We start from the raw sequence: 24,900 nt of genomic DNA, 5'->3' as shown, positions 1-24,900 counted from the left end.
TACACCGTCACCCTCACCGCCGCCGCCTGAACACATCACACGCCACCCCGGACCGGCCACCGGCCCGGCACCCCCACCTGCCCAAACACCCCACCATGGCCAAGCTTCTATTTTCCGGTCAGAGCAAGTGGGCGCTTCCTGCGGGTAAGCAGAGCAAAGCCGGCTGGACGGCCGCCGCGAGCCCTCTCTTGGGGACGTTATGTTCGGTATGTCGAAGTGGCCCTGAGCGCGACGTCCGGCAGTTGGTGGTCGGTGGCGGACGTCCTGGACCCACGACAACCTCGACCTGGGCCGGGTCGGGGTTGTCGCGTTCTTCCTGGTCAGCGGCTACGTCATTCCGCTGAGCCTGGCCGGGCAGTCATTGCCGGTCTTCGCCGCCCGGCGGTTCTTCCGCCTCTACCCGGTCTACTGGCTGGCGTTCGCGGCGTACGCCGGTCGGCGGACGAGCGCCCGACTCAAGACTTAGGCGATGTAGAGCCGCGCAGCGGCGACGTGACCTCCCACGTCGTCTCGGTGCCCGCGGACAGCCGCACCAGGTCGCCGGCACCCACCGAGACCGACTCGCCGTAGAGGGTGACCGGCGGAGATCAAGAAGGCCGCAGTCGCCCGATCGCCGACGACACGTCGCTCACCCGATCGGCCAGCAGCCCGACCGCGCCGACCGCCCTCGAGAGCGGGTCCTCACCGCCGCCACCCAGGGCCTGCGCCCGCAGATAGCCGGCCTTCACCTCGGCCCATCGATTCACCTGCTCGGGGGCCATCCGTCCGCGCAGCTCGGCCAGCTTGAGCAGGTTCGCCTCGGCGCCGGTGGTGAGCGTCTGCGCCTCGCCCGCGTAGTGGTCGTCGATGACCGCCTCGACCTCGTCGTCGTTCATGGCCGGCACGATCCGCTCGGCGAGCTTGTTCATGTTCCGGTACGACCCCTGCAGCCGGAACGGCGGCTCGGTGCGCGACGAGTCCTCCTGCGCCGCCGACGCGATGTAGGCCTGGTTGTTGCGCAGCACCACCCGCTGCACGTGCCGCATCTTGCGCAGCACCGAGAGCACCTGGTCGAGCTCGGCCGCCGAGTAGGCGTACGACAGCCGGTCCGGCCGCACGCTCGCGTCCCCGGAAGCCAGCCGCACGAGCAGCGGCAGATCCTCCGCCGACCGGGTGGCCAGCGGCGCGAGCACCGGGTTCGAGGTGAGCGCGTTCTCCAGGTAGGACATCTCGAACAGGTCCGCTTTGCCGGACAGGACGTCGCCGAGGTTCCACACGTCGGCCCGGTTGGCGAGCATGTCCGGGATCCGGAACCGCTGCCCGCTCTCGGTGTACGGGTTGCCGGCCATGCACACCGCGAACCGCTTGCCGCGCAGGTCGTAGGTCTTCGTCGACCCGTTCCAGATACCCTCCATCTGCCGCTGGGCGTCGCACAGCGAGATGAACTTCTGCAGCAGCTCGGGCGACGTGTGCTGGATGTCGTCGAGGTAGAGCAGCACGTTGTTGCCCATCTCCAGGGCGAACGAGATCTTCTCCACCTCCTGCCGCGCGGTCGCGTTCGGCGCCGCCGCCGGGTCGAGCGAGGTGACCGCGTGCCCCAGGGCCGGCCCGTTGACCTTGACGAAGACCAGGCCGAGCCGGTTGGCGACGTACTCCATGAGCGTGGTCTTGCCGTAGCCGGGCGGCGAGATCAGCAGAAGCAGGCCGGACTGGTCGGTGCGCTTGGCGTCGCCGGCCGCGCCGATCTGCCGGGCCAGGTTGTCGCCGATCAGCGGCAGATACACCTCGTCGAGCAACCGGTTCCGCACGAAGGCGGTCAGGACCGCCGGTTCGAACTCGTCGAGACGCAGGCGGGTGCGTTCGGCGGCGGCCAGGGCGGTCCGCTTTTTCTGGTACGCGCGGAAGGCCGGCACCCCGGTCTCCCGGAATGCCCGGGTCGTCGTCAGGAACCGGTCGAGCCGGATGGTCAGCTTGCCGCCGCTGATCCGCGGATGCACGCCGAGCAGCCCTTCCACGGTGGCTTCCAGGGCCGCCGCCGAGTCGTACCGGGTGATCTGGGTGCCGGTCAGCTCGATCGCGACCGCCTCGACCAGGTCGTCCTCGGTGCCGCTGGCCGGGTTGGCGGCCCGGAACGCGGTCAGCCAGCCGGTGATCAACTGACGGCGAGCGGCGACGTCGGGAAGCGCCGCCAGGTCGTCGAGGTAGCCGCGGCCGGTCCGATGGAAGCGGTCGAGAAACGTGCGCGCCCCGGCCGAGGTGATGAATCCGGAGTTTCCGGTAGCCAGCTCCTCGGCGAGATACTCGCCGACCAGCGGGTCGACGGGCAATTCGCGCGCAAGATCGTCAAGCGCCCCGGAGAAGCCGAACGCCGAGCGGGCCCGCGCCAGCGACGAAGCCCGAACGGTCCACGCGGTGCGCTGCTCAGCGGTCGTCTCGAAGGCCCAGAACAGCTGGGCCGCCACCCGCACCGACGGCTCGTAGCGGAGCAGGCCGGCCGCCGCGTGCAGCCGGATCACCGCGTCCAGGATCAGGGCCGCGTCGGCGTCGTGCACCCCGCGCTCGTAGCCCTCGTCGATGCGGGACTCCGCTTCCCGCCGTACGAGATCTCGAATCGACCCATCGGCCAGCGCGGCCGCTGCAGTCGCCGGATCCGCCGCGAAGATCGCGGCGGCCAGGTGCTCGGCGCGGTAGACCTCCCGGTTCTCGGAGATCAGCGGCTGGTCCCAGAACGGGCGGGTCTCGGCCACGAACGCGGCGTCGCGGATCGGCGCGCGATAGTCGGTGCCGGTGATCGTGAAGGCCAGCTCGGCGCCGTCGGGCACCAGCGTGAGGTCGATGGCCTGGGTGTTCACCGCGAACGTGTGCCGGCCGAGCCGGATCGTCTGGCCGCCGTCGCCGTAGAGGTCGAGCCGGTCCCGCAGCGACCGACCGGCGTCCTGCCGCGCCGCCTTGACCCGCCCGTCGAGCTCCTCGGCGCGCACGGTGTCGCCCAGGTCGCGCAGCTCGCCGGCGACCGACCGCAGCTTGCCCACCATCGGGTCGGTCGCGAAATAGGTGTTGACCTCGTCCAGGGTGGACAGCGACGCGGCCCGCCGCTGCACGCTGGCGAGAGTCCGCTGCGCCGACGCCACCAGCCGGTCGGCCCGCCGCGCCCGCTCGTCGAGCAGACTCTGCCGCCGGCCCGCGAAGGCCTCGTAGAGTTCGGTGCGCTTGGCGGTGAGCTGGTCCACGAAGTCGTCGAAGTCGCCGAACCGCGATTCGAGCGCCTCCACCTGCAGCATCAGCTTGGCCGACTGCTCGTCGCAGCGATCCGGCGTGTCGGCCGCCGCCAGCCCGGCCGTGATCGCCTGTCCGAGCAGCGCGAACTCGGCCGCGAACGCGGCGCGCCCCTCGGCGGCGGCCAGGTCGCGGCGGCGCGCGTCGAGGGTGGCCCGGGCCCGGTTGACCCCGCCGAGCACCTCGCCGATCCGCTCGAGGATCGCGACCCGCACGGTGGCGTCGGCGATCTCGAGGCCGCCCACCACGTCGATGACCACCTGCAGCCCGTCCGCCTGCTCGGTCAGGCGCTCCGCAACGGGCGCGGCCGCGGCCACCGTCGGGATCGCCGCGGCCTCGTCGACGAGCGCCGCGACCGCTTGCTGATAGCCCGCGAACGCGTCCTCGCGGCGGAGGAACTCGACGGCCCGGGCCGCGGTGGCGTCGACCTCCTGCGAGAGTTGATCTTCTAGGGCGGAGAGCCTGGCCAGGTCGGCGTAGCGCATCTCGCGCAGCGTGACCGCATGGCCCTGCTGCGCGCGCAGCTCGGCGAGCAGCGCGATCCAGCCGTCGGTCGCGCTCGGCGCGTCGTTGCGCGCCCGCCGGATCAGCGTCGTCGCGGCCGTCTCCGCGTCCTCGACGGCCGCGAGCGCTTGCGCGGTGAGCTGCTGCACCGACTCGAACTCGTCGAGCACCTGCTCGGCCGTCGCGCGCACCTCGGTCAGCGGCGCGGCCAGGTCTTCCAGCTCCGCCTCGCCGAGCCAGAAGTAGTGGTCGAACAGCCGTCCGCAGGCCGCGATGATCGCCTCGAAGACCGGCCCGGAAGGCGACATCTCTTCGACCATCCGGGCCACCGAGAGCGCGTCCGCGATGCCGCGCACCAGATCGGCGTTGCCGATCCGCTGCAGCGGCCCTTCGCCGGCCGGCTGGGCGGCCGCGAACGTGTCCGACACGTACGGCGTCTGCCACAGCTGCATCGCGTGCACCCGGCTAGGCTCGTCGCCGTCGTGCCGGAACGCGATCAGCGTGCCGTCGTCGAAGAGCGACCAGCCGTGGCAGGTGATCGGGGTGGCGACCTCCTTGCGGATCACGTTGTAGGGCAGCAGCAGGTAGCGCCCCGACTCGCGGGCGTGAAAGACGTAGAGCACGTCCTCGCCGTTGACCGAGCGCACCACCCGCTCGAACTCGAGGTCGGCGGTCACCGCGTCGAACGTCCGGGTCACGCCGGTGGCCAGGTAGTACCCGCCCGGGAAGATGATCCCCTGGTCCTCCGGCAGCCGCTGGCAGGCCTGCCCGATCCCGTCGAGCCGCCGCACGTCCTTGGTGCGGGTGTTGAACACCAGGTGGCGGTACCGGGTCTCCTTGTAGGGCAACACCCGGATCAAGATCAAAGGCCCGAGCTTCGCGTACGAGATCTCGGCGTCGGCCAGGCTCTGCAGCGGCTCGTCCACCGGCTCGGTGTAGATGCCCTCGCCGTTCTCGGTGTTGTTCTCCACCTTGATGGTGAGATCGCCGCCGACCGTCTCGACGAAGACCACGTCCTCGATCGAGACGTGCGGGTGCCGGCCCAGCACGTGCTGGTCCCGGGTGGTCGGCGTCCACTCGAAGTCGTGCGCCGGCGGAAACACGTGGTCGCGTTCCCCCCGACTGTCCACGTAGGACACCGTGCCGTCGGTGGCCACCCGCCAGCGCAGCACCTTGAGGTCGTCGCCGCGCGCCCCGGTCTGGAACACCGCGAGCAGCAGCCCCTCCAGCCGGCGCAGCTGCAGCAGCTTGGTGTCCTTGTAGTACCGGTACAGCTCGGCGAAGTCGCGCTGGAAGCCCGGATCGTCGAGCAGGCCGGGCTTCTCTTCTTTGGAAAAGCCGCCTTCGGCAAAGCTGTGCACCGCGAAGACGTCCGCGATCGACGTCTCGGCCTTGAGCCCGATGAAGACGTTGTAGCCGAACAGCATCACGCCGCCCACGTGCGCGATGTCCCGCGGCACGCAGTTGTTCTCGGTGCGGATCCGCTCGGTGCCGGTCAGCGTCATCGGCCGGCCGCCGAACGTCTCGATCCGCTTGTCGTTCAGCGCCTCGGCGCGGGCGGCCAGCTCCTTGGCCTGCGCGCCCAGGCGGGCGCGCAGAACCTCGTAGGTGCCGGCGTCCAATCCCGGCTCGGTCACTTGGCGTTGTTGTTCTGCTTGGCGCTGTTCTCCTTGGCCAGCAGAGCGGCCACGCTGACGTTGGCCACGTCCTGGGTGCTCATCCCGGCCAGCGCCTTGCTGAGGTCGCCGACCAGGTCGCCCTCGCCGTCGAGATAGCGCGCGCCGAGCGCCTGAGCCACCGTCGAGTGCTCGACGAAGCCGTCCACGCTCTTGCCCAGCGTGATCGAGCCGATCAGCTTGTCGAAGAAGACCGACTCGCCGCCGACGATGTCGATGTCCGCCTTCTCCAGGCCGGCCGCGATGACCTTGGCCTGCGCCTCGGCGATCTCCTTGTGCACGTTGATGCCGGCCAGCCGGAGCTCCTTCTCCATCTCCAGCCGCAGGCGGTACTCCTCGTGCCCGCGGCTGGCGTCGTCGAGCGCCGCCATCGAGGCCGCCTTGTCCTGCAGACCCACCGCCTCGGCCAGCAGCTTCGCCTTGATCGCGTCGGCCGCGATCATCGCCTTCTCGCGGGCCACCACGTTCTCGGCCTTGCCGTGCTTCTCGACCGCCTCGGCGTTGCGCTCGCGCACCTGCACGTCGGCGAGCCCGAACGCCGCCGCCTCGGCCTGCTTGCCCTCGGCCAGCCGGATCGCGGCGCGGGCGTCGAGCTCGGCGGCCTGCTGCCGGGCCTCGGCCAGCACCAGCTCCTCGCGGGCCTTGAACTTGGCCGCGGCCTCCGCCGCCTCGGCCGCCTTGATGTCCTTGACCAGAGCCTCCTGCGCCTCGGCCTCGGCGTTGATGATGACGGCCTGGCGGGTGCGCTCGGCCTCCTCGACGGTGCGCAGGCGCTTGATGTTCTCTTCCTGCTCGGCGACCGTCTTCTCCACCGCGATCCGCTCCCGGATCACCTCGGCGATCGAGCGCTTCTCCGCCTCGACCTCCTTGTCCTTGGCGATCGTGGTCAGCTCGGTCTCGCGCTCGCGGCCGATGACCTCGAGCATGCGGTCCTTCTCGATCCGCTCGGTCTCGATCGCGATGACCCGCTCGCGGTTCTTCTCGGCCACCGCGATCTCGCGGGCCTTGTTCTCCTGCTGCACGCCCAGCTGCTGCTGGGTCTTGAGCCTCGCGCCCTCGGCCCGCAGCATCTCCTCGGCCTGGGCCAGGGCGATCTCGGCCTCCTCGCGGGCCCGGATCGTCTCGATCTCGCGGCGCTGCTTGATCTCGGCGTCCGCCTGCCGGCGCTGCAGCTCGAGGATCGCCTCCTTGGCCTCCACGTCCTGCCGGGTGATCTCCTTCTCCTCGTTGCGCCGGAAGTCGTTGGTGCGCACCGCCTCGATCGCGGTCAGCTCGGTGATCTTCCGGATGCCCTGGGCGTCGAGGATGTTCTTGGCGTCCAGCGACATCAGCGGCGTCTGCTCGAGGAAGTCGATCGCCGCGTCCTCGAGGCTGTACCCGTTGAGGTCGGTGCCGATGACCTCGATGATCTGGTCGCGGAAGTCGTGCCGCTTGGTGTAGAGGTCGACGAAGTCGAGCTGCTTGCCGACGGTCTTGAGCGCCTCGGAGAACTTCGCGCTGAACAGCTCCTGCAGCGTGGTCTCGTTGCTGGCGCGGGCGGTGCCGATCGCCTGGGCCACCTTGATGACGTCCTCGGTGGTCTTGTTGACCCGGACGAAGAACGTGATCCGGATGTCGGCCCGGATGTTGTCGCGGCAGATCAGGCCCTCGCGGCCGGTCCGCGCGATCTCGATGGTCTTCACCGAGATGTCCATGATCTCGGCCTTGTGCAGGACCGGGAGCACCACGGCGCCGGTGAAGGTGACGTCCACCCGGCGCACCTTGGAGATGATCAGCGCCTTGCCCTGTTCGACCTTGCGGAACATGCGGCTCAGGAAGAAGACCACGCCGAGCGCGATGAGCACGACGACAGCGATCAGGATGCCGAGGCCGGTGGAGATCACATCCATCGAGGACCTCAACTTTCTTTCGTGGCGATATCGGTGGGCACAACCCAGAAGAACTCGCCTTCGGGGTCGAAGTCGTAGAGCAGTGCTTCGGTGCCGGCGTGCAACTCGTCCGTGCCGGCCTGGCGGACCTGCACGATGGCGGAGGAGCCGTCCGGGGCGCGCACCTCGGCCTGGCCGAACGTGCGGGTCACCCGCCCGGTGCGGATGACGCAGGTGCGGCCGAGGAAGTCGGCGCGGGACTCCGGGCCGGGCGGCCGGAACCGTCCGATCAGGACGATCGCCGCCCGGGTGAGCAACCAGGCCACCACCAGCGCGGCGGCCAGCGCGATCCACGCCGGGAGGAAGACGGCGCCGGCCAGGCTGCCGAACCAGGCGAAGACCACCAGCAGGGACAGGGGGACCGAGACCGGCACGCCGCCGAGCCCGGCGAAGCTCAGCAGCTCGCCGGCTGCGTCGGCCTCGGGGTCGGCGCCACCCGCGATCACCACCACCCAGAACGCGACCACGATGATCAGAAGCGGCGTGAACAGCACGGCCGGGAAGCTCAGCGCAGCCTCGATGAACCCGTTGATGACGCCCCCGTTCCGTCGTCGTGGACCGTCATGGTGACAGGCGTCGTCAACGCGCGCTAGCACCAATTCGACGGCTACGCAGGGGTTTCGTGGAAGTCTCGCCGGACGCGTCGTATTTGGGTCAATGACCGGTTTCGGCCGGTTAGGCGGCTAACGTCGCTCTCGATGACGGAGACAGAGGTCCGATACCCGGCCGCGACTCGCGCGGCCGGGCCGAACCTCGCCTTCCGTCCCGACATCGAGGGGCTGCGCGCCGTCGCGGTCGCCGCGGTCGTCCTGTCCCACGCGGGCGTGCCCGGCCTCGGCGGCGGCTACATCGGGGTGGACGTCTTCTTCGTCATCTCCGGGTTCCTCATCACCTCCCTGATGCTGCGCGAGGCCGCCACCACCGGAGGCCTCTCGCTCCTGCGTTTCTACGGCCGCCGCGCCCGGCGCATCCTGCCGGCGTCGAGCGTCGTGCTGGTCACCGTGATCCTGGCCGGATACCACTGGCTCGGTTTCCTCCGCGGCGACGAGATCGCCTCGGACGGCCGGTGGGCCGCGCTGTTCGCTTCCAATTTCAACTTCGCCGCTCAGGGCGTCGACTACCTGGAGTCGCAGGCCGCGCCCTCGCCGCTCCAGCATTTCTGGTCGCTCGCGGTCGAGGAGCAGTTCTATTTCGTCTGGCCCGCGCTGCTGGTCCTGCTGATCTGGCTGGGCCTGCGGCATCTCACCCCGGCCGTGCTGGCCGTCGCGGTCGCGGCGTCGCTGGTCTGCTCGGTGTGGCAGTCGGGCGTCACCTGGTCGTACTTCTCCCCGGCGACGCGCGCCTGGGAGCTGGGGGCCGGCTGCCTGCTCGCGCTGGTGGCCGGCCGGCTGAGCCGGATCCCGGCCGGCCTGTCCGCGGCGATGGCGGGGGCCGGGCTGGCCGGGATCGTCGTCGCGGCGCTGAGCTTCGACGACGGCACCCCGTTTCCCGGATACGCGGCGGCGCTTCCGGTGGCCGGCACCGTGCTGGTCCTGGCCGGCCGCGGTGACGCCGTGCTGGGGATCGCGCCGCTGTGCTGGCTGGGCCGGATCTCGTACTCGCTGTATCTCTGGCACTGGCCGGTCCTGACGATCGCCGGGCAGGCCTTCGGCCCGCTCAACGGGCTCACCCGCACCGGTTTGGTGCTGCTCAGCGTGGTGCTGGCCATGGTCACGTACGCGCTGGTGGAGAACCCGATCCGGCGCAGCGGCCGGCTCCGGCGGTCGCCGGTGCGCACCGCACTGCTGGCCGCGGCACTGATCCTGGCGCCGGTCGCGGTCGCCTTTGTCCTGTCGGCCACGTCGCCCGGGGCGGGCGACGGGCCTCAGTTTCCGCCCCGGTTGGGAGCGCCGGTCGCGCATGTGCAGCTCTGATTCCCGTACGCGTCTCCTGCCGGCCCTGGTGATCCTGGCCCTGCTCGCGGCGTGTGGCGACGGCCAGCCGGCGCCGCGTCCCACGGATCAGCCCGTCCCCCGGATCGCGTTGGCCGGCGTCTTGGACGCGGTCCGCAAGGCGCCGGCGCTGCGCAAGGTGCCGGCCGACCTGACGCCGTCGATCGCGGGCGCCGGTGCGGATCTCGGCTTCGACAACGAGAAATGCGAGGTGGCACCGGCCGGGGACCGGATCGCCGAGCCGTGCGTCTTCGGCGATCCGGCCGGCGCGGAGCGGGTGGTGCTCTACGGCGACTCGCACGCCGGGATGTGGCTGCCGGCGATGAAGGAGATCGCGCAGCGACGGCATTGGCGGCTCGAGTTCTACGGCAAGCCGGCCTGCCCGACGCCGGCGCTGAGCTTCTGGAACCAGCAGGAGCAGCGGCCGTTCGTCGAGTGCGGGCGGTTCCGCGACTTCGTGCTGGCCCGGGTGCGGCGGTCGCGGCCCGGGCTGGTGGTGGTGACCAATGAGAGCTTCGCGCAGAGAACAGGCCCGGGCGAGCTGATCACTCCCGGACAATGGCAGACGGGTCTGACCCGGACGCTGCGGGCCCTGTCGCCGGCCGCGGGCCGGGTGGTGGTGCTCGGCGACACTCCGGTGCTGGATCAGAGCGCGCCGGACTGCCTGGCGGCGCACGGGTCGAACCTGGCGGCCTGCTTCACCACGGAGACCGAAGCGACGGCGCGCGTATGGAACGCGGCCGATCGCTCGGCCGCGGGTCAGGCCGGCGCCGACTACATCTCCGTCCTGCCCTGGCTGTGCACGACGATCTGCACGCCGGTGATCGGCAATGTCATGGTCTATCGCAACCGGTTCCACCTCACCGCGACGTACTCCCGGATGCTCAACGGCGTGCTGGAGGACGCCCTCGACCGGAGCGATCCCGCAGCGCGTGCGCCCTGATGGCGTCCTTCACCGCCTCGACGTCCCGCCGGCCGCTGGCGATCGCCTCCTCCGGCAGCGGCTTGGTCATCTGACCTTTTCCGGTCAGCGCGGCCGCACCGGCACCCGCGAACAGCAGCGTCGCGGTGATCAGCACGGCGGCCCCGACCGGCATGACCAGGGCCAGCGCCGCGGCGACCGTGACGGCGAGCGCGCCGATGCCGTAGAGGGCGACCGCGCCGGCCGCGCCGAACAGGCCGGCGCCGATCGCGGCCCGCTTGCCCTTGGTTTTCATCTCGTTGCGCGCGGCGGCCAGCTCCTCGCGCACCAGCGCGGTGGCCTGATCGGTGAGCTGTTGGACCAGCGGGGTAGCCATGCCTGCCGAGTACCCAGCTTCACCGGACTTATTACGTTATTGACCGATTTCGCTAACCTCGGCGAACGGTTTGTCGTCCCACCAGGTCGCATGAATGATGAAGCTGTGGTTCGTCTCGTTGAAGTAGACGGCCAGATTGTCCGCGGAGTCCTGGAACTTCTGCACCGCGTACCCGTCGGCGGGTGTCGCCGTGACCAGTTCGACCACCGCGTCCGAGGTCATCCTGATCACCGCCTGGCCGCCCTCGACCTGGAACGACCGCACGTAGGTGCGCACCCCGTCGTCGGCGGTGGTGACCGTCCAGCCGTCCTCGGTCGTCGTCTTGGGCGGGGTGGTCGACCTGGTGGCCGGTTTCGACGTGATGGGGGGTTTCGACGTCGGACTCCGCTGCGGCTTCTTGCTCGTCGGCCGGGGTGCCGGCGTGGTCGCGCTCGGCAGCGGCGCCGGGAAGCTGCTCGCCGCCGCGGCCGGCAGCTGCGCGAGGGCGCCGTCACGCGGCTCGGTCGCCCGCAGCACCGGCAGGATGGCGACGCTGGCCAGCACGATGCTGGTCGCGGTGGCCGCAGCCCACCCCGCGATCGGAGCCCACCGGGAAGATCCCACGCGGCCATGTTCTCAGATACACCTATGCTTCCCCGCATGGCGTTGATCCTGCTGGTCGAGGACGACCGCATCATCACGGCCGCGCTGTCCCGGGCGCTGACCGACGCCGGGCACGTCGTGCGGCCGGTCGGCCGCGCCGCCGACGCCCTGAAGATCGTCACCGAGGAGCGTCCCGACCTGGTCATCCTCGACCTCGGACTGCCCGACATCGACGGCACCGACGCGCTGCGGATGATCCGCTCGGTCTCCGACGTGCCGGTCATCGTGGCCACCGCCCGCCGCGCCGAGTCCGACATCATCACCCTGCTCAGCGCCGGCGCCGACGACTACGTGACCAAGCCGTTCTCGGGCGGGCACATCCTCGCCCGCATCGCCGCCGTGCTGCGCCGGGCCCGCACCGCGCCCGAGCCGATCCAGCAGCAGATCGTCGTCGGCGACCTGGTCATCCACCCGCGGCAGCGCCGGGCCGAGCTGCACGGGCAGCCGCTGCAGCTGACCCGGCGCGAGTTCGACGTGCTGGCGTACCTCGCCGAGCGGGTCGGCCAGGTGATCAGCCGGCGCGAGCTGATGAACGAGGTCTGGAACCAGGCCCGGATCGGCGAGGAGCAGACCATCGACGTACACATCTCGTGGTTGCGTCGCAAGCTCGGGGAGACGGCGGCGCAGCCCAGGTTCCTGCACACTGTGCGCGGGGTCGGCGTGATGATGGTCGACCCCCGATGAGGTGTTCTTCTTGAGGTGGGCCCTCAACCGGCTGGCGCTCGCCATCACCTCCATGGTCGCGCTGGCCTTTCTCGTGCCGCTCGCCGTGGCCACCCGGCAGATCGCCCACGACCGGGCGGTCAGCGACGCCCGCCAGCAGGCCACCTCGCTGGTCACCGTGCTCGGCGTCGACGCCGACCCGACCCTGCTCACCAACGCGGTGGCCAGCACCGCCGCGGGCAGCGCCGGCCGGCTCGCCGTACACCTGCCGGACGTCGACCCCATCGGCGTCTCGCACACCGACGCCGGCCAGATCTCCCTCGCCGCGCAGGACCGCCGGTCCGTGCTGGCGCCGGCGCCCGACGGCATCGCCTACCTGCAGCCCACCGTCCTCACCGACGGCCGCACCGTCGTGGTCGAGGTCTACGTGCCCGACGCCGAGATGCGCCGCGGCGTGTGGACGGCCTGGCTCGTGCTCGGCGGGCTGGCGATCGTGCTGGTCGCCGGCTCGACGCTGCTGGCCGACCGGCTCGGCGGCCAGATGGTCCGGGCCACCCGGCAGCTGGCGCAGTCGACCCGCCGGCTGGGCGGCGGCGACCTGGCCACCCGGGTCGAGCCGGTCGGCCCGCGCGAGCTGCGCGACGCCGCCCACGCCTTCAACACCATGGCCGACGACCTGCGGAGTCTGCTCGACAAGGAACGCGAGCTCGCGGCGGACCTGTCCCACCGCTTGCGCACGCCGCTGACCGCGCTCCGCCTCGACGCCGAGGCGATGCCGCCCGGCCCGGTCGCCGACCGCATGCGGCAGGCCTGCGACCTGCTCGACGAGGAGCTCGAGGCGATCATCACCGGCGCCCGCCTGGGCGTCGAGGCCAGAGGTCAGGAGCGCACCGATCTGGTCGAGGTGCTCGCCGACCGCCTGGCGTTCTGGTCGGTGCTGGCCGAGGACCAGGAGCGGCCGTGGGAGGTAGTCGGCGGCGACGTCCCGGTCATGCTGCCGCTGCCCCGCAGCGAGCTGATCCTGGTCGTCGACGCCATGCTCGGCAACGTCTTCTCACACACCCCCGAGCGCACCGCGTTCCGGGTGAGCATCTCGCCCACCGGCCTGCTGGTCGACGACGCCGGCCCCGGCATCCGAGACCCGGCCCACGCCGTGCAGCGGGGGGTCAGCGGCGCCGGCTCGACCGGCTTGGGTTTGGACATCGTGCGCCGCGCGGCGTCCGAGTCGTCGGGCGAGCTCGTCATCTCACGAAGCCCGCTGGGCGGCGCCCGGGTCGGCATCCTGTTCCCGGTTTCATGATCCTTCCGGTTGGTGGGGACTCCGCGCCGCAATCCCGCGATTGGTCCCTTGAACTCCGATAAGCGGCATATGGTACGGGCGTGCGCGCCCGTACCCTTGCCGCGGTCCTGTCTTTGACCTTGGCCGTCGCCCCGGCCACGCCGGCCCATGCCGTCGCCCTCCCCGCCTGGGACCATCCCGGTTACGACGCGGAGGACAGCTACTACAACCCGCACGAGACCGCGATCAACCTCGGCACGATCGCCGGCCTGACCCGCCGCTGGTCGGTCCCGTTGCGCAAGCGACCGGGCGGCGCCTGCGCCGGCTTCTCCAAGCCGCTCGTCGCCGGCGGCCGGGTGATCGTCACCGACCAGCTCGGCATCGGCGCCTACCTCCCGCTGACCGGCGCCCCGGCTTGGCGCTTCACCTGGCCCGACCCGCTCGACACCGAAACCCCGTATCTCGCCGCCGACGGCAGCACCCTGATCGCCGCCACCAGCGGTTGCAATTCGCAGAGCGACCCCGACGGCATCATCTTCGCGGTCGACCTGACCACCGGCCGGCTACGCTGGCGAGCCGACCCGGACGTCCCGGTCTATTCGTTGGCCGTCGACAAGGGCATGGCCGTGATCGCCGGCGTCTCGCCCTCCGACGAGCAGGCCGTCATCGCCTACCGCGTGGCGGATGGCCGGGTGGCGTGGCAGAAGCCCGGATACGACTCGTCCGGCGTCTCCGCCAACGGCCGGCTCTTGGTCACCAATGCCCGATCCACCTCGGCCGTCTCCATCATCTCTGGCGTGCCGCTGTGGACCAAGAAGGCCGTGTGGCGGGCCGAGGCAGCCACCCCCGCAAGCGACCGTTTCTTGGTCACGAACGGCGAATCGCTGTCGGCCGTGAGCGCCGCGTTCGGCGCGTTGCTGTGGACGGCACCGGCCGCCGCGAGCACCTTGCTGGCCACCGACGGCCGTCGCGTCTACCGAGCCGCCGGCAACACTGTTGAGGCGTTGAATGCCGCGAATGGTCGCCGGCTGTGGTCGAGGTCGCTGCCCAAAGAGGCAGGCCAGCCGGTGCGGGCGGGCGGCCTCCTCTACGTGGGAGGCCCCATCCTCTCGCCCGCGACAGGTGCCGTCCTCAGACCAACGACGGCGGGCCCGTCGATCGTCACTGGTGGCCGTCTCTACACCGCCAACCAGGGCATTCTGTCGTCTTACGGGACGTGAGGTGCACGCTGGTAAGCCATGTGTCGAGGACCGAACGCAGCGGCCCGCCCGCACCTGACCGGCTAGGACTTCGTCGTCGGCCGTGCGGCTGGCTGTGGCTGGCCACCGTCATCGACCCGCCTCCCGCCGCATTGCCGGCTGGGCTGCAGCCGACTATCGCAAGAACGACCTGGTGGACGCCTCCCTGACGGACGCACTACGACGCCACCGGCGTCCTCGTTCGAGTGCGCGCTCTGCGTATACGGATGACATAACTGCCCGAGGCCCATACGGCCTACGTGACCAACGTCCGGCTGATGCCCACCTGGGCCTCATCGGCGCAGTTACCGCTGATTAGGCGGATCTCCACGGGCGGACGGTGGATTTTAGCCATGCTTCACAGCCTTACGGTGAAAGCTGCGTTATGCAGTGAAAGCCGGGGACGCCGGGGGAAGTGAAGCGCTCGAATGTCTGACTGGGACACCTACGCGTTGTACAACAACGCCGTTGCTGAAGTCTTCTTCAATGAGGATAACGCCGGCATGCCGGCCTACCTCGACCTCGACGAGGATGTCGTTGCCCGGCTGGCTGAGCATATCGGTGTCCCCGCCGATGCTGTCTGCGGCAACCTCGCAGCTGTAGTGCGAAGCGCGCTGAACCTTCGATCGCCGCACATCGGTGCATTCACCATGATCATGGCGGAGGTCCATCGGTGGCTCGCGCGCTGGCGGCAGACCCAGCGGGGCGATCGGATCGAACTCGATCCGCCGCCGATGCTCGCCATGCTCGCTGTGTTTAGTATGGCCGCCGAACGCATGGGGGCCGACGCCAATATGGCGCCCAACAACTACTTCGGTCGCCTGGCCCAGGTCCTCGATCTTGACGATGCGCAGAAGCGGCGCGTCGAGACCCAGTACCGCCAGAACGTTGAGTTCCTTTGGAATGTGCTTTCGATATGGCTTACCGGCCTGGACGGCATGCGCGGCCTGCCATCCGCGGTCGCCCTGTCTCATCGATTCGTCGGCCTGTCAATCTCTCAGGCACTCGTGCGAGAGCATGACCGCAGCAAGCTGCCCCGATTCTTTACGACCTATGGCTTCCACCCTGGTCAGGAAATCACGCCCTACGAGCTGGAGCCATTGCTCGACGAGTGGATGCGACGCGATCCGCCACCTATCAGCAAGAACTTGGTCAACCTCTGGAAGCGGCAGAGCTCGGCACGTGAGCGCATTTCGAGCGTCGTTGCGCTCGAGCTGGAAGCATGGGACGGCTCCGGACTTGATGTATCTCAGCTCCCGCACTCCCATGGTCATCGGGGTGAGGTGCGGCTCATCGCTCTGCCCCGATCGGGGCTCTTCGGTTCTGGTGTGGAGCTTAACCTCGTCGCCCGCATTCCCGGCCCTGAGCAGCCTCGCCTCATGACCATCGCCACCGCGGTCGGTGATGAGAAGCCGACGCTGGCGCTGGTTCCCGGCGTCAATGGCTGGTACCGGCTGAACAGGCCGGCTGACTTCGCAAACGCCTCTGTCCTCGATGGTGTCCTGCGCCTTGAGGGCGAAGACGGCACCGCAGTCCAACGCCGGCCACGGCGCGTGCTGCCCATGCGCAAGGACGACGGCCTCGGGGTGTTCCTGGAAGCGGAGCGCCTCCAGCTGGCCGATGACGGACTGGTCTTCAGCGCCGAAGAACTCGCTGATGAGGTTCTCAGCGTGTTGCAGCAAGTTGCCCGGCCGGGGTTCCGGGTGCTTGACGCGAGTACCGCCGGAGTTCCGCAAGGGTGGGTTTTGTTCATGGACGTCCAGGTCCTCGGCCTGCTCCCGTCGGAGGTCCGGTCCAAGACCAAATCCGATCTGAACGTGCTGCTGCCGTCGGTGGCGTCGCAGCTCACCTTCGCGGAGGGTCTGCGGTTGCCCGGGCGGTTGCGTAAGTACTCGGCTGCCGCCCCGCCTGAGATCCGGGCCGTTGCCACCCAGGCCGAGCACCTGGAACTGACTGTCCTTCGCAAAGACGCCGATGACCCGGCGGCGCACGACGACAGTTCCGCGCTGCGCCTCGACCAGGTGGTTTGCCGTCAGGGCGCCGACGGCGCCGCGGTCATTCTTAATCTTGGTCATCATCACTTGCCCGTTGGCGACTATGAGGTGCTGTTGACCGTCGACCGGGCCAAGGACCCTGCACAGCGGCTGCCGTTTGTGCTTAGGTCAGGTGACGCGGTCGACCTCGCCATGTGGGCTCGCAGCCCTCGTCTCGTCCATCAGCCTGCCCGTCACGGGGGGAGGACTGCAGTCAGCGCTGACCAGTGGCAAGAAGCCAGTCCTCCGTTCGTCGATGGCGCAACCGCGTACGGGGAGGCAGCGGAACTCGGGGCTGCCAGTGTGCCCCGGAAAGTCTGGTGGACTGCGGACCGGCCGGTGGCGTATGCCCCAAGCGCTGCCTTGACGCTGACGAGTCCGGATCCTGGGTCATGCATGGTTACCGGGGCGCACTTCTGGGATCTGCCGTTTGCTACGAGTGCCATGGTCCAGGGCATTTGCCGGACGTGCGGCCTGGTCAAGCGATTCCCCAACACCCACTGGATGGCCAAGGCGCGCAAGAGTGCGCGCGATAAAGCTGAGGCTGACTACCGGGTTGAAGTCAGCAGGATCGAACCGGTCGACACTGAGCAGCTGACCTGGGACATCGGGCTGGATGCCCTCATGCACACCGGCGGGGGTGGATGTTCTGCCCTCGAGCGGATCGCGCTTCAAATTGAAGGGTCGCTGCTGTTCGTCGATGGCTTTGAGCGCACGCTGGAGGCCCTTGGCCACATCGAAATCAAGCGGGATGAGCGCACCATGGTCCCGGCCGAGTGGGAGATAGCGCCATCGGCCTTGGCCGAGCTGGCTGACGGCTCCTACCTGCTTGCCGGATACTGGCCTAGCGCGATGGTCGCCGACCTCGAACGAGCCGTCGCCGCATGCGGGGGGAAACTCACTGTCGATGTGCAGTCCGGCGCTCCCACGCGCCGGGTCGTGACCGGCCTGGCCGCCGAAACGGCCGTCGAGGTGGCTGAAGAACTCGGGGAAGTGGCGGTAGCTGCTGATGCGGCACGAGCGATCTTGCGGGCCGTGCCTGACCTCAGTGCGGTCGAGCGTTCGTTGCCGCAGTTGAGTATGCCCGGGAGCCAGCGCATCAAGAGGTTCGATGTGGGTTCCGCCGCGTGGGTTCCTCAGCATCATGCGAGTGTTCCCGGGGCATATCAGCTGGAATCGTTCGGTAGCACGTACGTGGTGCGGCGATCCGCGGACATCGCTGAGGGCACTGTGCGCGTGGGTACGGCGCAGCTGGTCAAGCATCTCGAGGCATTCCAGGCAGGGCGCCCGCTTATCGCTTACGACGAACGGCATCGCAGCCTGGACGTACCGCTCGGCGCTGATCTGCCGGGCCTGTATGGCCGGGCGGCGGTGCTCTGCAGCGGCCGCCCACCCGCCAAGCTGCTGAAGCAGCGAATTTTGCGCTACATCGACGTGCCCGCAGACGTCGCCGACATGCTGGCGTCTCGGCTCACTCATTAGGGGAATTCATGTCATCGGATGAGGCCGTGCTGGCGTCAACGTCGTCATTTCCCGCGCCGGGCCGTGTCTATGCGGAGCTTCAGGATGCCTATCTGCGGTACTTCGATACCGCATTCTGGCTGCGAGACGAACCCTTGAGGCGTGAGCGGAAGGCGCTGCTGCAGGAGCCGGGGCTGATCTACACCGACGTGCTACTGGAGCCGGTTGTCCCGTACGACGCGGACTTCCCGTTGCGAGCTGCAGCGGAGCAGGCTGGACTCGACCCTGCCACCGTTGACATCGTCGGGCGAGCTCTGTTCGGTGACTTCGTCGCGCCAGGCGAGGACATCCGACTGCGCCGTCATCAGGCTGAGGCGCTTATCTCCTCGCTGGGGACCGGGCAGCGTACATGCAACGTAGTTGTCACTTCTGGTACCGGCTCGGGCAAGACTGAATCGTTCCTGCTACCAGTGCTGGCGCGGCTGGTACAGGAGGCGCTGGACTGGTCGCCGCAGCCGGCCCCCGATCGCTGGTGGGAGACTGCTCCTGGCTCGATGCAATGGCGGCCGCTGCGCGGGCCGGAGACCCGCCCGGCCGCGCTGCGCACCGTGGTGTTGTACCCGACTAATGCGCTGGTCGAGGACCAGATCGCGCGGCTGCGGCGTGCGCTGCGGCGGATCGCGGCCACCGGAGCGGTACCACCGCTGTGGTTTGGCCGGTATACCGGTGCAACGCCCGGATCGGGACGGCTGCCGGGGAGCAAAGACAAGCGTCGCGTCCAGGATGCCGCTGCCGAGTGCACCGCGGCGGCAAGCGAGTTTCAAGCACTCGCTGACGCCTACCACGGCGAGGACCCGCAGGCCGCGGAGCAGATGCTGGCGCAGTTCCCCGATCCGCGAACGGGCGAGATGATGGTCCGTTGGGACATGGTGGAGTCGCCGCCGGATCTTATGGTGACGAACTACTCGATGCTCAACGCGATGCTCATGCGTGACACAGAGGCCGCGATGTTCCGCCAGACCGCAGACTGGCTGGCGGCTAGCCCGGACAACATCTTCACCATCGTCGTCGACGAAATGCACCTTTACCGAGGCACCCAGGGCAGCGAAGTGGCCATGGTCGTGCGGAACCTGTTGGCCCGGCTCGGACTGAGCGTCGATTCGCCCCAGCTGCGGTGCCTGGCGACCAGCGCATCGTTGACCGATGACGACAAGAGTGCCAAGTACCTCGAGGAGTTTTTCGGCGTCGATCGGTCTACGTTCCGCATCACGGCGGGAACGCCTCGGCCGGTCCCCCCACGGGAACCCCTGTCGCGTCAGGAATTCGACGAGATTGCCGTTGGCCTACCGGCCGATCCCGCCGCCAGGGCCACGGCTCTGACTGCCGTCGCAGGTAAGTATCAGCTCTCTGAAGCCGTCGCGGCCGCGTGCCGCGACCCAGAGCAGAACCGGCTGCGGGCAACACGACTGAGCGTGCTCGACGAGCGGCTCTTCGACCGTCCTAGCCGGGACAGCCAGGCCCTGGAGACCGTGCTAGCCGCCATCGCCGAAGCCGGTTCAGGCCCGTCCACCATCCCGCTGCGCGCACACATGTTCGTTCGGCCCGCTAGTGGGCTGTGGGCGTGCGCCAACCGTGCGTGCACCCAGGTTGGAGCCGAGTACGCCTACGACGGACGATCTATCGGCCGGCTCTTCAGCCGGCCCGCCACCACTTGTGCCTGCGGCGGCAGGGTCATGGAAGTTCTCTACTGCTTCGAGTGCGGGGATGTCAGCCTTGGCGGGTATGTGATCGACCGGGATGCACAAAGCAGCGGACCGGTCCTCGCTCTTGGCTCCAACCCAGTGGAAATCCCGTCTACCCATAGTCGTCCAGTGAACATGCGTCAGCTGAGTCAGTACGTGTGGTACTGGCCAGGCGGAACGTTTACATCCGTGCAGACCTGGACTCACAAGAAGCTCGACAGCGGCACGGCCACCTTCAGGTTCGACCAGGTCGAACTCGACCCCTACTCCGGGGTGCTGCAGGCCAGCCTTTCCCAGCCGACCGGACTCACCCTCGGGGTGTCCGCTGTCAGCCCCGGCTCGCCCAACAGGACACCGGCACTTCCGGAGTGGTGCCCACGGTGCGAGGCACGGTATCGGAACATGGATCCGCAGAAGTTCTGGCGGGGGATAGTGCGCTCGCCGATCCGCGGTCATCGCTCCGGCGATCAGCAAGCCATCCAGCTGTACCTGTCGCAACTATTCCGCAGCATGGGCAGCGCCGCAGCCGACTCGCGGACGATCCTGTTCAACGACAGCCGCGACGACGCTGCCAGCGCGGCGGCCGGGGTGGCACGCAACCATCACCGGGACGTAGTACGCCAGCTCATCCGCCATGAGCTGGAACAGCGGCAGCCGGACGGAGTCGACGCCCTCATCAAGCTGGCCAAAGGCCAGCCGCCCTTGCCGGAGGAGTTCGCGGCGCTGCAAGCACTGCAGACCAGCCATCCTGACGTTGCGCAGGCGGCCATGCGAACGGCTGTCGGTGCCGGCACCGCGGACGATGCCGCCATGATTGACGCCTATCGGCGCAGCAGCCAGGACTCGAAGATCGCCTGGGCGGTCGCCGCGCAGCGGCTGCAGACCGACATGCTCGAACGAGGAATCCACCCGGCCGGCCCCGCCCGGTCGATGCAGCAATGGCAGGGCGTGCCCTGGTACAAGGTCTTCGAGCCGCCACGCCTTGGTCTGTGGACCCCGCTCGAGCCCGCGCTGCGGATAGCTGGCTACCAGCATTACCGCGAGGTGCTCGCTACGGCGATGGCAGGGGCTGTTTTCGACCGGGCGCGCCGTGATCTGGAATCCACTGGCCTTGTGATGGTTGAGCCTCGCCAGCCAAACCTTGATGGCATTGGGCTCGATCCAGATTTAGCGTTGCAAATTCTCCGGTCAGTGATCCGGATCCTGGGTATCGAAGGCCGCTACGCCGGCGGCGAATGGTTCAAGCCGGCAAGCGACATGCCAGTGTCGGTGCGCAAATACCTCAAGGCCGTCGACAGCACTGGCCGGGGACCGTCGTTCCAAGCGCTGGAAGCATGGGTCACCCGCGAGATCCGGGATCGCGTCGCGCCCGATTGGGGTCTGCGGGTCAACAGTGCCGAAGCACCCTTCGTCTTGGTCAAGGGTGGCACCGACGTCTGGGTCTGCCGCAAATGCAACTACCGTCACCTGCACCCCTCGGCTGGCGTCTGCGCAGCTCGCGGCTGCCACTGCCCGGACCTTGAGCGGCGCACCGCTGACCCGGACGAGCAGGATTACTACGCATGGCTCGCCGAGCTGCCACCCCGCCGGATGGTTGTCGCGGAGTTGACCGGCCAAACCAAACCCCTCACCTTGCAGCGGCGGCGTCAGCGCTGGTTCAAGGAAGCCCTGCTCAAGCCACCCGCCGAAAATCCGTTAACAACTCCAATCGATGTGCTGAGCGTGACCACCACGATGGAGGTCGGCGTGGACATTGGATCGTTGCGCTCGACGGTTATGGCAAATGTCCCGCCGCAGCGCTTCAACTACCAGCAACGGGTGGGCCGGGCCGGGCGGCAGGGACAGCCGTACTCCTACGCCCTGACCGTCGCCCGGTCTCGGATTCACGACGACTATTACTTCAACGCCACCGAACGAATGACAGGCGACATACCACCGCAGCCGTTCCTCGATCTCCGGCGCACTCGGATCGCACGCCGGGTTGTCGCAGCCGAACTCCTGCGACGAGCGTTCGCAGTGTGTAACCCGCCACCGGCTTGGACCAACGCCAGCATCCACGGCACCTTCGGGCATCGCGACGAGTGGGCCGCGGAGTACCGCAGCCAGGTTCAGGCCTGGCTCAGTCATGTCCCCGACGTGCCGGACGTCATCGCGGCACTCACCATCCGCTCCGGCATCCCGGAGACCGAGCTAGCCGAGCTGGAATCGTGGGCGAGAAGGCGGCTGGTCGCTGACATCGACCGGGCAATAGCCACCCCCTATTACCAGCAGGGCGAGCTGAGCGAGCTGCTAGCCAACGCTGGCGTCCTGCCGATGTTCGGCTTTCCTACCCGGGTGCGCCAGCTCTACAAGAACAGCCCGCGTGATCGCCAGCAGCTTAAGGATGCCGAGGTCTCCGATCGTCCGCTTGACCTGGCGATCGCGAAATTCGTGCCTGGCGCTGAAGTGGTCCGGGATGGAGAAATCCATACGGCCGTAGGGTTCGCCGCCTACGAAATCAAGGGGAATGCGGCCATCGCCGTCGACCCGCTCGGCAGCCCCATCGACATCTACAAGTGCACTGGATGTGGCCGGACCTCCCTCGACCCGCTCGACGGCATCTGCGAGGTGTGCGGTGAGCCCATCAGGGCATTCACCATGTACCAGCCCCTCGGCTTCCGGACTGATTATCACCCGAAGGACTTCCAGGCCGACGGCGAGACCGTCGCCATCATGGGCTTTCCCGAGCTCGGCGTTGCCTCAAAGCAGAGCTCCTCGGGGACAGTCGAAGCCCTTGCCGTCGATGTCTATGACACCGCCGACATCGTGCGGATTAATGACAACCTTGGCCGACTCTTCCCCATGGCAGAAGGTCCCAACAGGTCTGTCATCGTTACCGACACCTCGTTGTATGCAAACGACGTACAGGTCCCACAGACGACCCGTCAGCTTGGGGACGCAGCCATCGGCGAAGTACGCAAGACGGATGCGCTCGTGGTAACACCCATCGGCCTGGACCTACCCGGCGGTGTCGTTCTGACCGACCGCGATGTTCAGCCGGCCGGCCTGCCAGCGCTATGGTCCTTCGCCGAAGTCCTGCGGCGCGGTTTCCAGGCTGAGCTCGATGTCGATCCGAGTGAACTCACCGTCGGCCTGAACCCGGTCAGCGTCAACGGTGAGCAGACGCACCGGGTCTTCGCAGCGGACACACTTGAGAACGGTGCCGGATACGCATCGCTGCTCGGCGAACCAGTCTTCTTCCGTTCGGTGCTCGAACGCATTGGAGACGAACTCCGCAATCGTTGGGAAGCCACGAGGCACGCCGAAGAATGCACGACCTCATGCCCCGACTGCCTGCGGTCGTTCGACAATCGCCGCATCCACGGCGCCCTGGACTGGCGCCTCGCGCTCGATATGGTCGAGCTAGGGCTCAGGCGTCCGGTGAACTGGAATCGATGGCTTGACCGGGCAGATATCCTCGTCAAGGGCTTTGTGAGTTCATTCGGACAGTACAACATTGCTGCCTACCAGATGGCGGGGCTCTCGGTTCTGGCCTGCCGGACCACCCGCAAAGCAGTCACGCTGCACCACCCGCTCTGGCGCCGGGAGCGGCAGTGGTACCGGCCGCAGCAACAGCAGGCATCGGACGAGGTCGAGTCGCAGCTAGGGTTCTCCGTTCTGGCTGGGGACCTTTTCGAGCTCGACCGGTCACCCATGGCGGTCGCGCGGCGGCTGTTGTCCTGACGAGCAATTGTCACAGTGGATTTGAGGTGCGTTCGCGACTAATACGTCCGGCCGAGGGAGGCAGCCGATTCCATATCCGGCACGCGGGATCCCTACCATCGGCCGCACCGCCCGCGCTGGGTGAGGCTGACGCGCGGTGGAATTCGGTCACGGCCCAGTTGGCCAGTTGTACGACGTGGAAATGGTCGACAGCCAGCATCGCGTGTCGCAGGACCTGCAGGATCGCGGCCTTGAACCCCGTGCATGTGTGGATGCCGCCGCCTTGACTTGCTTACTCCGGGCGGGCAGCCACTACCGCCGGACAGATCCAGAAACCGACGTGCGAGCGGTCCGCGGTCGTGGCCCACGAGCCGGCCCGTTCGTTCCGGTCGAAGCCGTGATCGGCGGGCCGACTGCACGATCGTGCGGCCGCCGGGCAGGCAGCCCGGGGACACCGGCTCATCTTCGTGGTGTGCTTGACTACGTGGTATGACTGCCCGGCTTAAGAAGCCGCCCGTTCCCCAGGGCTTCGAAATCCTGAACGAACTGCAACCGCTGAAGCCCGTCACCACCTCCAAACGAGCTGTTAGCTCCGACCAGGATGTCTTTATGGTCAAGGCCGCTCTCGAAGAATCGGCAGGCGGTGAGGGGGCGCTCGTGCGGTGCTTGGCGTCCGTTCTGCGGCGCTCTCTTGACCAGTCATACAACGGCGCACAGACCGGCCGTTTCCACCTGGCGCAGCTTAGCAAAACCGAAAAGGCACACACCGGATCGCTCTTCGAGATCGAGTTGCAGAAGACACTCGATCTTCCGGACGGGCATGACACCGACTACCAAGTGCTCGGCATGGATCTTGACGCAAAGTTCACACATTCCCGGAAAGGTGCAATGCCGAGCTGGATGATTGGCCCCGAGATTGAGGGGAACATAGCCTTGCTTGCGACGGCGGACGACTATTCGTCCGTTTGGTCGGCATGGCTGGTGTGGGTTACTCCAGGTCGGCGAAATGCCGGGCGGAATCGCGACGCTAAAGCGAGCCTGAACGTTGCGGGGCGGAAAGCAAGGATCCCCATAGCGGAAGATTCGCCGCTTCCGCCGAACGATCTGCTGCAGCGGCCGGCGGATGCGTATGAAGTGATGAGGCATCAGGGACAGGGTAGAGGTCAGAAGAGAATACTGGAGCTATGCCGTCGCTTCGAAGGTACAGTGCTCTCAAGGACGACAGTCGCGACAGTTGCTCAGCAGCTTGATCCGGTAAAACGTATGCGGGCAAACGGCGGTGCTCGGACGAGATTGGCTGCTGAAGGTTTCTTGGTTCTCGGTCATGAGTCCGGCTATGTGCCAGTGGCCAAGGCTTTGGGATTGCCAATGCCGTATTCGGGAGAGTTTCTGCCCTTAAGGGTATCTAGGGCGGAGGTGTCCGACCCTGAGCCACATTTTCTGGACCGCTACGGTGCAAGATGGCGTCGCGCTCGTGTAGGAGAAGTAACCAGAGAAGTGCCCGACCTGGTCATCTAACGCTTCTTCTGGCTATGTTCATCAGAGCTG

The 24,900-nt window shown here is 68.1% G+C and carries 13 protein-coding genes and 3 pseudogenes; 9 read left to right on the top strand and 7 right to left on the bottom strand.

All coding sequences use genetic code 11. The annotated features are described in order from the left end of the window. Positions 1-268: 268 nt before the first annotated feature. Positions 269-466, top strand: a pseudogene (locus ACFQS1_RS30125) (acyltransferase family protein); the annotation flags it as partial. Here the strand turns inward: ACFQS1_RS30125 and ACFQS1_RS30120 are convergent. From ACFQS1_RS30120 to ACFQS1_RS30105, 4 genes and pseudogenes are all read right to left on the bottom strand, one after another. Then, positions 456-554, bottom strand: a pseudogene (locus ACFQS1_RS30120) (cupin domain-containing protein); the annotation flags it as partial. The pseudogenes ACFQS1_RS30125 and ACFQS1_RS30120 overlap by 11 nt on opposite strands. Positions 555-587: 33 nt before the next feature. Further along, complete coding sequence (locus tag ACFQS1_RS30115; RefSeq protein ID WP_378974916.1) at positions 588-5,396, bottom strand: DNA repair ATPase; 4,809 nt, start codon at positions 5,394-5,396, stop codon at positions 588-590. Continuing rightward, a complete protein-coding gene (locus tag ACFQS1_RS30110; RefSeq protein WP_378974914.1) occupies positions 5,393-7,324 on the bottom strand; it encodes a flotillin family protein in 1,932 nt (643 codons plus the stop codon). The genes ACFQS1_RS30115 and ACFQS1_RS30110 overlap by 4 nt, the downstream gene beginning before the upstream one ends. An 8-nt stretch (positions 7,325-7,332) precedes the next feature. Further along, a complete protein-coding gene (locus tag ACFQS1_RS30105; protein ID WP_378974912.1) occupies positions 7,333-7,959 on the bottom strand; it encodes a hypothetical protein in 627 nt (208 codons plus the stop codon). 102 nt (positions 7,960-8,061) lie between these two features. Here ACFQS1_RS30105 and ACFQS1_RS30100 point away from each other — a divergent pair, with 102 nt between their 5' ends. Together ACFQS1_RS30100 and ACFQS1_RS30095 are read left to right on the top strand one after the other, a co-directional pair. Next, the gene (locus ACFQS1_RS30100) at positions 8,062-9,276 is read left to right on the top strand and encodes an acyltransferase family protein (RefSeq protein WP_378974910.1); all 1,215 of its coding nucleotides are present in this window, start codon (positions 8,062-8,064) and stop codon (positions 9,274-9,276) included. Further along, entirely contained in the window at positions 9,263-10,237 is a 975-nt protein-coding gene (locus ACFQS1_RS30095) for an SGNH hydrolase domain-containing protein (protein ID WP_378974908.1), read from the top strand. Before ACFQS1_RS30100 ends, ACFQS1_RS30095 begins: the two co-directional genes overlap by 14 nt. Here ACFQS1_RS30095 and ACFQS1_RS30090 read toward each other — a convergent pair. Next, on the bottom strand, positions 10,179-10,592 hold the full coding sequence (locus ACFQS1_RS30090) for a phage holin family protein (RefSeq protein ID WP_378974906.1): 414 nt from the start codon (positions 10,590-10,592) through the stop codon (positions 10,179-10,181). The genes ACFQS1_RS30095 and ACFQS1_RS30090 overlap by 59 nt on opposite strands. Before the next feature lie 36 nt (positions 10,593-10,628). Then, positions 10,629-11,195 carry a DNA mismatch repair protein MutL gene (locus ACFQS1_RS30085; protein WP_378974904.1) on the bottom strand — a complete coding sequence of 189 codons (567 nt, stop codon included), beginning with the start codon at positions 11,193-11,195 and terminating at the stop codon, positions 10,629-10,631. 36 nt (positions 11,196-11,231) lie between these two features. On the opposite strand from ACFQS1_RS30085, the gene ACFQS1_RS30080 reads away from it, so the two are divergent. From ACFQS1_RS30080 to ACFQS1_RS30060, 5 genes are all read left to right on the top strand, one after another. Then, entirely contained in the window at positions 11,232-11,918 is a 687-nt protein-coding gene (locus ACFQS1_RS30080; RefSeq protein WP_378974902.1) for a response regulator transcription factor, read from the top strand. 10 nt (positions 11,919-11,928) lie between these two features. Further along, the gene (locus ACFQS1_RS30075) at positions 11,929-13,197 is read left to right on the top strand and encodes a HAMP domain-containing protein (protein WP_378974900.1); all 1,269 of its coding nucleotides are present in this window, start codon (positions 11,929-11,931) and stop codon (positions 13,195-13,197) included. A gap of 80 nt (positions 13,198-13,277) precedes the next feature. Then, entirely contained in the window at positions 13,278-14,396 is a 1,119-nt protein-coding gene (locus tag ACFQS1_RS30070; protein ID WP_378974898.1) for an outer membrane protein assembly factor BamB family protein, read from the top strand. 446 nt (positions 14,397-14,842) lie between these two features. Further along, positions 14,843-17,929: a hypothetical protein gene (locus ACFQS1_RS30065; RefSeq protein ID WP_378974896.1), complete on the top strand. Its 3,087-nt coding sequence runs from the start codon at positions 14,843-14,845 to the stop codon at positions 17,927-17,929. Positions 17,930-17,937: 8 nt separating this feature from the next. Further along, on the top strand, positions 17,938-23,373 hold the full coding sequence (locus tag ACFQS1_RS30060) for a DEAD/DEAH box helicase (protein WP_378974894.1): 5,436 nt from the start codon (positions 17,938-17,940) through the stop codon (positions 23,371-23,373). 40 nt (positions 23,374-23,413) lie between these two features. Here the strand turns inward: ACFQS1_RS30060 and ACFQS1_RS30055 are convergent. Continuing rightward, positions 23,414-23,626 (bottom strand): annotated as a pseudogene (locus ACFQS1_RS30055) (transposase); the annotation flags it as partial. A gap of 215 nt (positions 23,627-23,841) precedes the next feature. Between ACFQS1_RS30055 and ACFQS1_RS30050 the strand changes: the two are divergent. Further along, positions 23,842-24,870, top strand: a complete 1,029-nt coding sequence (locus ACFQS1_RS30050) for a NaeI family type II restriction endonuclease (RefSeq protein ID WP_378974892.1) — start codon at positions 23,842-23,844, stop codon at positions 24,868-24,870. Positions 24,871-24,900 lie beyond the last annotated feature (30 nt).

Source organism: Paractinoplanes rhizophilus (assembly GCF_042664765.1).
In the GTDB taxonomy this organism is placed as follows: Bacteria; Actinomycetota; Actinomycetes; order Mycobacteriales; family Micromonosporaceae; genus Actinoplanes; species Actinoplanes rhizophilus.
Note: the sequence above shows the minus strand (reverse complement) of the source record. Positions and strands in the feature narration are given on the sequence as shown.

Bases quoted from the DNA above. Each gene is read 5' to 3' on its own strand.
- ACFQS1_RS30110 (WP_378974914.1), bottom strand. From the start codon at position 7,324: ATGGATGTGATCTCCACCGGCCTCGGCATCCTGATCGCTGTCGTCGTG.
- ACFQS1_RS30100 (WP_378974910.1), top strand. From the start codon at position 8,062: ATGACGGAGACAGAGGTCCGATACCCGGCCGCGACTCGCGCGGCCGGG.
- ACFQS1_RS30095 (WP_378974908.1), top strand. From the start codon at position 9,263: ATGTGCAGCTCTGATTCCCGTACGCGTCTCCTGCCGGCCCTGGTGATC.
- ACFQS1_RS30090 (WP_378974906.1), bottom strand. From the start codon at position 10,592: ATGGCTACCCCGCTGGTCCAACAGCTCACCGATCAGGCCACCGCGCTG.
- ACFQS1_RS30080 (WP_378974902.1), top strand. From the start codon at position 11,232: ATGGCGTTGATCCTGCTGGTCGAGGACGACCGCATCATCACGGCCGCG.
- ACFQS1_RS30065 (WP_378974896.1), top strand. From the start codon at position 14,843: ATGTCTGACTGGGACACCTACGCGTTGTACAACAACGCCGTTGCTGAA.
- ACFQS1_RS30060 (WP_378974894.1), top strand. From the start codon at position 17,938: ATGTCATCGGATGAGGCCGTGCTGGCGTCAACGTCGTCATTTCCCGCG.
- ACFQS1_RS30050 (WP_378974892.1), top strand. From the start codon at position 23,842: ATGACTGCCCGGCTTAAGAAGCCGCCCGTTCCCCAGGGCTTCGAAATC.